This is a genomic window from Mesorhizobium kowhaii, assembly GCF_003253745.1.
Classification (GTDB): Bacteria; Pseudomonadota; Alphaproteobacteria; order Rhizobiales; family Rhizobiaceae; genus Mesorhizobium; species Mesorhizobium kowhaii.
Window position 1 is genome coordinate 1 of record NZ_MZXV01000072.1, and the last position, 10,888, is coordinate 10,888.

Annotated in this window: 10 protein-coding genes and 2 pseudogenes; 6 read left to right on the forward strand and 6 right to left on the reverse strand. The window is 62.3% G+C overall.

All coding sequences use genetic code 11. From position 1 onward, the window contains the following. On the forward strand, positions 1-1,553 hold a 1,553-nt coding region (gene groL / locus B5V02_RS32370; RefSeq protein WP_111548077.1), incomplete at its 5' end, for a chaperonin GroEL. An 82-nt stretch (positions 1,554-1,635) separates the two neighbouring features. After that, positions 1,636-2,422: pseudogene (locus tag B5V02_RS32375) on the forward strand (glutamate synthase subunit alpha); the annotation flags it as partial. 58 nt (positions 2,423-2,480) lie between these two features. On the opposite strand, the gene B5V02_RS32380 reads toward B5V02_RS32375, so the two are convergent. The 6 genes and pseudogenes from B5V02_RS32380 to B5V02_RS32400 all read right to left on the reverse strand — a co-directional run. After that, positions 2,481-2,891 carry a DUF2285 domain-containing protein gene (locus tag B5V02_RS32380; protein WP_111548078.1) on the reverse strand — a complete coding sequence of 137 codons (411 nt, stop codon included), beginning with the start codon at positions 2,889-2,891 and terminating at the stop codon, positions 2,481-2,483. A gap of 58 nt (positions 2,892-2,949) precedes the next feature. After that, positions 2,950-3,324, reverse strand: a complete 375-nt coding sequence (locus tag B5V02_RS42820) for a transcriptional regulator domain-containing protein (RefSeq protein WP_425374439.1) — start codon at positions 3,322-3,324, stop codon at positions 2,950-2,952. Between the two features lie 22 nt (positions 3,325-3,346). Next, a complete protein-coding gene (locus tag B5V02_RS32385; RefSeq protein ID WP_111548079.1) occupies positions 3,347-3,979 on the reverse strand; it encodes an acyl-homoserine-lactone synthase in 633 nt (210 codons plus the stop codon). A gap of 111 nt (positions 3,980-4,090) precedes the next feature. After that, positions 4,091-4,816, reverse strand: coding sequence for a LuxR family transcriptional regulator (locus tag B5V02_RS32390; RefSeq protein WP_111548080.1), 726 nt, complete (start codon positions 4,814-4,816; stop codon positions 4,091-4,093). 149 nt (positions 4,817-4,965) lie between these two features. Beyond that, positions 4,966-5,829, reverse strand: coding sequence for a pantoate--beta-alanine ligase (gene panC / locus B5V02_RS32395; RefSeq protein WP_111548081.1), 864 nt, complete (start codon positions 5,827-5,829; stop codon positions 4,966-4,968). Next, positions 5,826-6,218: pseudogene (locus B5V02_RS32400) on the reverse strand (3-methyl-2-oxobutanoate hydroxymethyltransferase); the annotation flags it as partial. The gene panC and the pseudogene B5V02_RS32400, both read right to left, overlap by 4 nt. A gap of 212 nt (positions 6,219-6,430) precedes the next feature. On the opposite strand from B5V02_RS32400, the gene B5V02_RS32405 reads away from it, so the two are divergent. The 4 genes from B5V02_RS32405 to nadC all read left to right on the forward strand — a co-directional run bounded on the left by B5V02_RS32405 (position 6,431) and on the right by nadC (position 10,831). Further along, positions 6,431-7,399 carry an NUDIX hydrolase gene (locus B5V02_RS32405; RefSeq protein WP_111548083.1) on the forward strand — a complete coding sequence of 323 codons (969 nt, stop codon included), beginning with the start codon at positions 6,431-6,433 and terminating at the stop codon, positions 7,397-7,399. A gap of 65 nt (positions 7,400-7,464) precedes the next feature. Further along, positions 7,465-8,439 (forward strand): quinolinate synthase NadA, encoded by a 975-nt coding sequence (gene nadA / locus B5V02_RS32410; protein ID WP_111548084.1) that lies wholly within the window; start codon positions 7,465-7,467, stop codon positions 8,437-8,439. Then, entirely contained in the window at positions 8,436-9,977 is a 1,542-nt protein-coding gene (locus tag B5V02_RS32415; RefSeq protein WP_111548085.1) for an L-aspartate oxidase, read from the forward strand. Before nadA ends, B5V02_RS32415 begins: the two co-directional genes overlap by 4 nt. Further along, positions 9,977-10,831, forward strand: a complete 855-nt coding sequence (gene nadC, locus B5V02_RS32420) for a carboxylating nicotinate-nucleotide diphosphorylase (protein ID WP_111548086.1) — start codon at positions 9,977-9,979, stop codon at positions 10,829-10,831. Before B5V02_RS32415 ends, nadC begins: the two co-directional genes overlap by 1 nt. Positions 10,832-10,888 lie beyond the last annotated feature (57 nt).

Genomic DNA, 10,888 nt, shown 5'->3' on the forward strand with positions numbered 1-10,888 from the left:
GCCGCAACGTCGTCATCGACAAGTCGTTCGGCGCGCCGCGCATCACCAAGGACGGCGTCACCGTCGCCAAGGAAATCGAGCTTGAGGACAAGTTCGAAAACATGGGCGCGCAGATGGTCCGCGAAGTCGCTTCGAAGACCAACGACATCGCCGGCGACGGCACCACGACCGCGACCGTTCTGGCGCAGTCGATCGTCCAGGAAGGCCACAAGTCGGTTGCCGCCGGCATGAACCCGATGGACCTGAAGCGCGGCATCGACCTCGCCGTGACCGAAGTCGTCGCGACGCTGATCAAGAACGCCAAGAAGATCAAGACCTCGGCAGAGGTTGCCCAGGTCGGTACCATCGCCGGCAATGGCGACTCCTCGGTCGGCTCGATGATCGCGGAAGCGATGCAGAAGGTCGGCAACGAAGGCGTCATCACGGTCGAGGAAGCCAAGACCGCCGAGACCGAACTCGAAGTCGTCGAAGGCATGCAGTTCGACCGCGGCTACCTCAGCCCCTACTTCGTCACCAACGCCGACAAGATGGTTGCCGAGCTCGAGGACGTCTACATCCTCCTGCACGAGAAGAAGCTTTCCAACCTTCAGGCCATGCTGCCGGTTCTCGAAGCCGTCGTGCAGACTTCGAAGCCGCTGCTCATCATCTCGGAAGACGTCGAAGGCGAGGCTCTGGCCACGCTGGTCGTCAACAAGCTGCGTGGCGGCCTGAAGATCGCCGCCGTCAAGGCGCCGGGCTTCGGTGATCGCCGCAAGGCCATGCTGGAAGACATCGCCATCCTCACCGGTGGCCAGGTCATCTCGGAAGACCTCGGCATCAAGCTCGAGAACGTCGGCCTCAACATGCTCGGCCGCGCCAAGAAGGTGTCGATCTCCAAGGAGAACACCACCATCGTCGACGGCGCCGGCAAGAAGGCCGAGATCCAGGGCCGCGTCGCCCAGATCAAGCAGCAGATCGAAGAGACCACCTCGGACTACGACAAGGAGAAGCTGCAGGAACGTCTGGCCAAGCTCGCCGGCGGCGTTGCCGTGATCCGCGTCGGCGGTGCGACCGAGATCGAAGTCAAGGAAAAGAAGGACCGCGTCGATGACGCCCTCAACGCGACCCGTGCGGCCGTTGAAGAAGGCATCGTTGCAGGCGGCGGCGTGGCTCTGCTGCGCGCTTCGCTGGCCATCAAGGCCGTCGGCGCCAATTCCGACCAGGTCGCTGGCATCGCCATCGTCCGTCGCGCTCTGCAGGCTCCGGCCCGCCAGATCGCGGCCAACGCCGGTGCGGAAGCCTCGATCGTTGCCGGCAAGATCCTCGATAACAAGGACGCGACCTTCGGCTACAACGCTCAGACCGGCGAATATGGCGACATGATCGCCATGGGCATCGTCGACCCGGTCAAGGTTGTGCGCACGGCTCTCCAGGACGCGGCTTCGGTCGCCGGCCTGCTGGTTACCACCGAAGCCATGATCGCCGAGGCTCCGAAGAAGGAGTCGGCTGGCGGCGGCATGCCTGGCGGCATGGGCGGCGGCGGCATGGGTGGCATGGGCGGTATGGGTTTTTAAGGTCCACGCACCTCAACAATCTCGATGGGCGGCAGTGATGCCGACGCGGAGCCAAGCCGGAGGCAAGAACGGAGGAAGGACGATGATGCATGTTTCACCTGTGACGACGGAGCAGACCGATCCCGCGCAGACGAAAGCCGTCGCCGTCAAACGCGCTGCGGAGCACGGCCTCTACAATCCGCGTAACGAACATGATGCCTGCGGCGTCGGCTTCATTGCGCAGATGAAAGGCGTGAAGTCGCACCAGATCGTCGAGGACGGCCTGGCCATGCTGCAGAACCTGACGCATCGCCGCGCCGTTGGCGCCGATCCGCTGGTCGGCGATGGCGCTGGCGTGCTGGTGCAGCTTCCAGACCGTTTCTTCCGCGAGGAGATGGCAACCCAGGGCATCGAACTGCCACCGGCGGGTCAATACGGCGTCGGACACTGGTTCATGCCGCAGGACGCCGCCTTGCGCGCCCATATCGAGGACATCATCGCCGAATCGGCGCAGTCCGAGGGGCTTCCGCTCATCGGGTTCCGTGACGTGCCCGTCAACAATTCGTTGCTGTCGAAGGCGCCCGACATCGTCGCGTCCGAGCCGTTCCATCGGCAGGTCTTCATCGGTCGCACGGCCAGACATTCCCGACGACGAGGAATACGAGGCCAAGCTCTATCTGCTGCGCAAGGTCATATCGGGCCGCATCTACGCCGAGAACGACAACAAGGACATCGGCTCCTACTGCGTGTCGCTGTCGGCGCGCACCATCGTCTACAAGGGCATGTTCCTGGCCTATCAGGTCGGCGCCTATTACAAGGACCTGACCGATCCGCGCTTCGAAACCGCGCTGACCCTCGTCCACCAGCGCTTCTCGACCAACACCTTCCCAATACCAAACGCCGTCAAATCGCGTTTTCGAATACGCCAATGACAAGCTGTCACCCCAATTACACCAGGAACTGTCTGTAGCCGCCGCCCATCAGGTAGCGGCCACGTTGGATGGCGCGACGCACCTGGTCGCGAAGATGGTTGCCTGGATGAGACCAATCTTCTTCGACACGCCGTCTCCCGAACAGGGCAATGGCGACTTCCTGATGAGATGCGCCGGCAAGCGAACCATCCAAGGCCTGGAGCACGATACGCAGACGCCCTCCGCGAGGTTCCGGCGGAAGGCAAGCAGCTGCCAGGCGGCCGCAATCATTGATGTCATTTAGGAACTGAAGGGCAGCGACATGGAACTTGAGGCGCCGCGGCGGCACGATTGCGTCGACATATAGCCGCAACGGGCGCAGAACGGAGGCACCGGAAACGACGATCTGCAGACTCCGACAGTCCGCCCTCAGCAGCACGTGCTGCACGCCGTCAGGTGTCGCCAGGATGTCCTTGCCGCACGAGAGGGAAAACAGATCAAGCGGTTCAAAATCGTGGTCGAGCCCACCCGGCTCCGCGGCCGCTCGTAGAACATGGGCGCAGTCGCGCGGATCCCAAAAGACCGTTGCCGACAGGGCGTCCGATTGTGGCGCGTCCGCGAAAAAGGAGGCTCCATTGCCTGAGGAAAGATGATCCTGTCGTCAGCTCGATTATCCTCGTATCGGCGCGTTTTCTGACAATGCAGGCGGGCGGTGCAATCCTGGCGTGGTCGCGCTGGAATTGCGGATTGCGCCGAAGAAATTCCCAGGCCCAGGCAGTGCGCGGCAACCGTCTGACGTAGTGGTAAGCTTCGTGACGACGCCAGTCCGGCCAGTCTACACGACCGACCGTCGCATCCTTGGGAAGACCAGCATCCGTCACGGCTCAGGTGTCCACAATAGCGCTATGCCGACGGGGCTAGAACCGGTTTCCACAGTACCGGTCCGCGCAAACGTCCCCTGCCGCGGATGCGCAAAAGGGTCGCGTGGGAAATCTCGAGAAGCCCGGCCACCGCCTCCGTTTTGCCGACGGGCATCGGCTGTCCGATGCGCGACAATGGCCACGTTGCGAGGCGAAGGATCCGTTCCATGCGCGTATCGGTCACCGTTACTATCCGGGTGAGATCGTTGGCCAAGCCGAACTCGATCATGCCGGCGAAAAGCTCGTAGGTTGCCTGGGCCAGCCCGCCCGCTGCCTTGGGCGTTGACGGCGGGAGATCGAGCGCGAAACGACTGCTTTCCCATATCTCGGCGGTCGAGGGGACAACGTCACCACCCAGCAGCACCGGGAAAGTGTCGCGCAACATTGTGGGTCCGGTGCTGGGCAAAAGACGCACGCAACCGCGAATTCGCCAATCGGATCCCTTGAGCAGCAGATAGACAGGCTTGAAGCCGTCAAATGCGTCGGTTTCTATTTCGTCCTCGGTCTGAACTTCCCAATCGAGCCTTTCCTTGAACACCCGATATCGCAGCCCGTGCATCTCTTTGAGCTCGCTTGCGAACTCGCCGTAAAGGTCGGGTGTTATCAGCTGCAGCATGGTCGCCTCCGTGCGGGATGTGTTCCCGCCATCGAAGGCTAAAGCTGACGGTGATTCAGCCTGTAGACGTTTACAGCTATCTTGGCGGATACAGCTGTCTTGGCGGAAGGATCACGATCTCGCCTGACCGGACGCAGCCAGCCGTGCGACGGCCTGGTTGACAGTTCGCACGCCAAGCTTTGCCTTGGCGTTTTCCAGATGGAAGGTCACCGTGCGCTTCGAGACGCCGAGGATCTGGCTGACGTCCCAGGCCGACTTGCCGCGCGCCGTCCATTTCAGGCATTCGAACTCTCGCGGAGTGAGCGTTACACCATCCACCACACGATCGCCGCCGAGCCTGCGCCGGACATGGACGTGAAAGTTGACCGCCACCAGCTGCAATGCTTTTTCATAACGTGTCAGGGACCGCAAAAGCGGCGGATGGGACTCATCGGAAGCAAAGGTCAGCGCAGCAAACCGGCCACGATGATCGTGCATCGACATCGTCAGTCCGCTACGGATGCCGAACTGAGCTGCACTCTCCAGAATTTGTTGCTGTGACGCCGGCAGACTTTTCCGAGCACGATCCAGGCCCCAATCAAAAGTATCCCAGCCTTGCAGCCCACGCAGGATGACCGGATCAAGACTGTGGTACCGCTGTTGCAGATAACGTGATGTCCAGGATGACGGATAGTTTGAGATCAGGCGCGGCGCGTCGCCGGGGACCGACGGGTAAGTAAAATAGGCGAAGAGCGGAAAGTCGAAGCCGGCGGCGGCGGACGCCATTGTCTCACTGAGATCGGCGGCGTCGACGCTTGCGGAGAGTTGCTCGACGAAGTTCTCAAACACGCGATGCATGTGCGTTTTGCGTAACCTCCGTGACTGTCGCTGGATGCCAGGCAGGACCCGGGTTTAAGCGGTCGCGCTCGTGGGATGTTGTCGCCTTCATCGCCGCCATTGCTTTCCTACCTCTGCTTGCGGAGCGTGCCGCTACGCCGACAACCTCGTTAATTTGTTGAACCAACCGGTGATGTTCTGATGTTGTCGATGAGCCGTGTGTCGCCGAGCCACGCCGCGACAAGCAAGCGCGCCGGTCGGTCAACGTTTGTCATCGGTTGCAGATCGGCTTCGCCGCGAAGCTCCAGGTATTCGACCTCGCGATAGCCTGCCGACAAGATTGCTGCGCGCGCTTCGGCAAGGGTTGGCAGGACGCAAGAGCCACGCGTAAACCGATCGGCCGCCTCGAGCAGGATCGATGCGAGCCTTGGGGCAACGGCGCGCTCCGCAGGCGAGAGCCGGGCATTGCGCGACGACAGAGCGAGACCATCGGCTTCGCGGACAGTCGGACAGGGGGTTATGGTGATTGGAATATCCAGGTCTCGGACCATGCGCCTGACAAGCTGAAGCTGCTGGAAATCCTTTTCGCCGAAAAAGGCGAAATCAGCGGCGGTTTGCAAGAAGAGCTTGGCAACGACGGTCGCCACGCCATCGAAATGGCCCGGCCGAAATGCGCCGCACAGGCCCTCGCCGATTGCGGCCACCGAAACAGTCGTAGCGAAGCCCGCAGGGTACATCTCCTCGCCATCCGGCACATAAAGCAGGTGTGCGCCCAACGGCCCGAGCTTTGCCGCATCTTGGTTTTCCGTCCGGGGATAGGCGGCAAGGTCGGCGGCACTGTTGAACTGCTTGGGGTTGACGAACAGCGTTACGACGACCCGATCCGCCTTCTGAAGCGCTGCACGCACGAGGCTCAGATGTCCTTCATGCAAGGCCCCCATGGTCGGTACCACCGCGACAGTTGCGCCCGAGCGGCGCCATCCTGCAACAACGGTGCGAAGCTCGGTAACGGTTCGAATGATCGGCACGCTCATGCGAGGTCTCCGGCCCTCGAGGCGGTGGCGTAGACATGTTCGGCCGCCGGAAAGCGCCGGTCCCGCACATCGGCTGCGTAAGCGGCGATCGCCGCCTCGCCCTCTGAGCCTGGTTCGGTATGGCGCTTGACGAATTTCGGCCGAAAGCGGGTGAACATGCCCATGCCGTCGTCGACCATCGGGCCGTCGCAGGCTAGCCAGGCGCCAATGCCGATTGTTGGGATGGCGATCTGCGCAGTGATGGCCTGCGCAAGTTGCTCGGGCACTGTTTCCAGCACCACCGAAAAAGCGCCGGCCTCCATGACCGGGCCGGCGTCGCGCCTGATCCGCTCCGCATCGTCTCCCCGCCCCTGCACACGATAGCCGCCGAATGTATTCATTGGCGCTGGGGGTGTAATCGCCTTTGTATCACCAGCTGCGCACACCTGATGCCTCCTTCCCCTGCGTTACCCGCGGTGGGTGTCGCGTTTGGCACAGTTTTGTGCACGTGCGAAGAGCTAAAAAACGGCCATGCAGCTGTGCGCGTGTTGACGTACAGGCAGCCACGCTTACACTAAATCGATTCAGGCGCCCCGAGACTGGGCTAATCACTTTCGCGAACATGGACCATCAGGCAACAGGAACCAGGAAAGACAGAGCCGCCGTCAAGGCTGAGGACGTCAAAGTGGACCTGATCGCCGTTGTCGTCGCTGTAAACGACGGTGAACCCTGTGTCCTTACCATCGGGCAGGCGGACACGCTGCCCTCCGGACCATTTGCGCTTGAGCACCGATCGCCGCAATCCGGGTTGAGGGGATGGGTCGAGCAGCAGACCGGGCACCCGCTGGGGTACATCGAGCAACTATACACATTCGCCGATCGGGACCGCATCGGGGCCGAGCGCCAGCAGCGCGTCATCTCCATCAGCTATCTCGCACTGACCCGCAAGGAACAGGCAGGGGGCTCGCCCAAGTGCGGCTGGCAAAGTTGGTATGAATATTTTCCGTGGGAGGATCACCGCTCCGGCACGCCGGCGGTGGTGCTGGATGTTTTGCGACCGCGCCTGATTGAATGGGCGGATGGCGCCAGCGACGCCGCCACGCGACGCGAACGCCGGCTGCGGGCGGCGATTGCCTTCGGCTTCGACGAGAGCCGTTGGAACGAGGAACTTACGCTTCAACGCTATGAGTTGGTCTACGAAGCAGGCCTGGTCCAAGAGGCCGGAATCGGACGGGACGCGCCCCCGCGTCCGCTGGTGCCCAGTAAATCCATGATCGCCGATCATCGCCGCATCCTGGCAACGGCTATTGGGCGGTTGCGCTCCAAGATCAAATACCGGCCCGTCGTGTTCGAACTGATGCCGCCGCTCTTTACACTCTTGCGGCTGCAGCGAACCGTGGAGGCACTCTCCGGCAGGCTCATCAACAAGCCGAACTTTCGACGGCTCATAGAGCAGCAGGAGCTGGTTGAGAAAACCGGGGAGACGACCACCGAAACAGGGGGCCGGCCAGCGCAGCTCTACCGCTTCCGCCACGACATTCTCGATGAGAGGCCGGTGGCCGGGACAAAATTGCCGCTTACGAGGGCTTGACATCCCTTATAGTCACAAAGGATATATAGGTCCTTATATTCTTTTGGACTATAACTGGAGGCTCGATGAGCGCCATCCTGCCTTCGGGTGCGACCCTGTACGACCGCGTTCGGCGCGTCGTCCCCCCGATCGAATGGCTCACCTTTCTAGACGACATCGAGGCAATTCTGGCGCTGAAGCGGGAGCGCAACGCCGTTATCCTGGCGCACAACTACCAGACGCCGGAGATCTTCCACTGTGTCGCCGACATCGTCGGCGACAGCCTGGCGCTTGCGCGCAAGGCAATGTCAGCCGACGCCGATGTCATCGTGCTCGCCGGCGTGCATTTCATGGCCGAGACGGCAAAGCTGCTCAATCCGCAAAAGACAGTACTCATTCCTGACCGGCGCGCAGGCTGTTCCCTGGCGGACTCCATTACCGCCGAGGACGTGCGCCAGTTGCGGCAGCGCTATCCAGGCGTGCCGGTCGTCACCTATGTCAACACATCGGTCGAGGTGAAGGCCGAGTCCGATATCTGCTGTACCTCTGGCAATGCGAAAGCGGTCGTGGAATCCCTGGGTGTTCCTCGGGTGATCATGCTGCCGGACGAGTACCTGGCGAAGAACATCGCCGCCCAGAGCGACGTTGAGATCATCGCCTGGAAGGGCCACTGCGAGGTGCATGAGCGCTTCACGCCAGCCGATATCCGCCAGTTGCGCGAGGACCATCCGGGCGTGACGGTGCTGGCGCATCCCGAATGCCCGCCTGAGGTGGTGACTGAGGCCGATTTTTCCGGCTCGACCGCCGCCATGTGCGACTATGTCGAACGGCAAAAGCCGCCCCGCGTCGTGCTGATGACGGAGTGCTCGATGAGCGACAATGTCGCGCTCGCACATCCCGACATCGAGTTCATCCGTCCCTGCAATTTGTGCCCGCACATGAAGCGGATAACGCTCGCTAATATCCGTACAGCGCTCGAGCAGAACCACCATGCAGTCACCATCGAGCCCGGGATCGCGGGGCGCGCACGGCTTGCGGTCGAACGGATGCTGGCAATTTGAGCACCGATATCCGCAGCTTCTTCGGACGGCCCATTATCATCGGCGGCGGCATCGCCGGGCTGATGACTGCGCTTCATCTGGCCCCTGAGCCGGTGCTTCTTCTGTCCAGGACGCTACTCGGAGCTGACACATCGAGCACCTGGGCTCAGGGCGGTCTGGCCGCGAGCCTCGGTGAGGACGATGATCCGGCGCTGCATCTTGCCGACACGATTGCGGCCGGGGACGAGCTCTGCGACAAGGATATGGCAGGCCGCATCCTCCAGGACGCGCCCAGTGCGATCGAGGGGCTTGCCGGCTTTGGAGTCCCCTTCGACCGTACGTTCAAAGGGTCGCTGCGCCTTGGATTGGAGGCCGCGCACAGCCGACGGCGCATCGTTCACGCGCATGGTGACGGTACCGGGCGTGAGATCATGCGTGCCCTGATCGCGGCCGTGCGTTCCACTCCGTCGATTGTTGTCGTGGAGGGCGTGGAAGCGCGCCGGCTGGCGGTGCGAGAGAATGCGATCCGAGGCGTCTGGGCGAGCTGTTCGATAGGACAGGTCTTTTTCGGCTCGCGGCGGGTGGTCCTCGCCACCGGTGGGATCGGTGGATTGTTTCTCGACACCACCAATCCTTCGGGCAGTTGCGGACAGGGCCTGGCGCTTGCGGCTCGCGCGGGCGCTGTCTTTTCCGATCTGGAGTTCATCCAGTTCCATCCGACCGCGCTTGACGGACCGGAGCGTCCCATGACGCTGATCAGCGAGGCTGTTCGCGGCGAAGGTGCTGCCCTGATCGATGAAACCGGCCAGCCCTTTCTACAGGGTGTGCCAGGGGCGGAACTTGCGCCCCGCGATGTCTTGGCGCGCGCCGTGTGGAACCATCTTGCGAGCGGGCACCGTGTTTTTCTCGACGCGCGGCAACGGCCTGGCCCGGCATTCGCGCGACACTTCCCGACGATAGCATCAGCCTGTCGTGGAATTGGCCTCAATCCCGTGCGCGATCTCATTCCCATTCGTCCGGCCCAGCACTACCACATGGGTGGGGTCGCCGTTGACGGCTCCGGCCGTACCTCCGTCAAGGGGCTCTGGGCCTGCGGCGAGGTCGCCTCGACTGGACTGCATGGCGCCAACAGGCTCGCCAGCAATTCCTTGACCGAGGCCGTCGTTTGCGCGCGCTGGGTCGCTGAAAGCGTGGCCGGAACCCCTGCTCGCAGGACCAAGCCCGCGTTTGCAGATAATTATCCATCGCCCGATCCGCTACCCGTGCGTCCTTTCCTGTCGCGCGCTCTCGGCATCGTGCGGGATGGTGAAGGCTTGAAGGCAGCCGCACACGCCTTGCTGCCGCTCGCCCAAAGCAAGGACGCGTCATCGGATCCGGCGGCGGTCGGGCTGATGATCACAATTGCCGCCTTGCGCCGCCGGGAAAGCCGCGGTGCTCATTTCCGGACCGACTTTCCGCATCACGCCACTGTCGCCCGGCGCTCCGAAATCACCCTCGAAGCCGCCTTCGCAGAAGCGCGGGAACTCGCACAATTGCCAGTGCTGGAAGGAGTCACCTGATGAAGCTCGCGCCACTTCCCGCAATCATGCTCGAGCCTCTGGTACGGGCAGCCCTTCTCGAAGACCTCGGCAGGGCCGGTGATGTAAGCTCGGATGCCATCGTACCAAGCGAAAGCCACGCAACGACCGTGCTTGCGGCACGGCAGCAAGGCATCGTCGCCGGACTCGATCTGGCGATGCTCGCTTTCAGCCTGATCGACCAGAATGTCGAGATGACCGTGGAGCGAGCAGACGGCAGCGAAGTCTCACAAGGAGAGATCATTGCAACAGTGAGCGGTCCGGCCCGGGCCATACTCACAGCGGAACGGACGGCGCTGAATTTTCTCTGTCACTTGAGCGGCATCGCGACAGCGACGGCATCGATCGTCAATGCGATCCGCGGGCACAAAGCCAAGATCGTCTGCACCCGCAAGACGACACCCGGCTTGCGGGCTGTCGAAAAATACGCCGTGCGCGCCGGTGGTGGCGCCAATCACCGCTTCGGCCTCGACGACGCCATCCTGATCAAGGACAACCACATCGCCATCGCCGGCGGAATTCGCACGGCAATCGAGCGGGCGCGAGTGAGCGTTGGCCACCTCGTCAAGATCGAGGTCGAGGTCGATACGCTGGCCCAGTTGGAAGAAACCCTTGCGCTTACCCCTGACGCAGTCCTGCTCGACAACATGTCGGTCGACGAATTGCGCAAAGCAGTGGCCATGGTTGCAGGCCGGGCGATCACCGAAGCATCGGGCCGGATTGCCGCCTTAACAGCGCCAGCCATCGCGGCCACTGGTATCGATCTTATCTCCATCGGCTGGCTGACCCATAGCGCGCCAATTCTCGATATCGGACTGGATTATCGAGCGCCCTGATAACCCACAAGCAAACGGTCAGGATCGATACATATCAACCGGCCTGAATTCGGACGA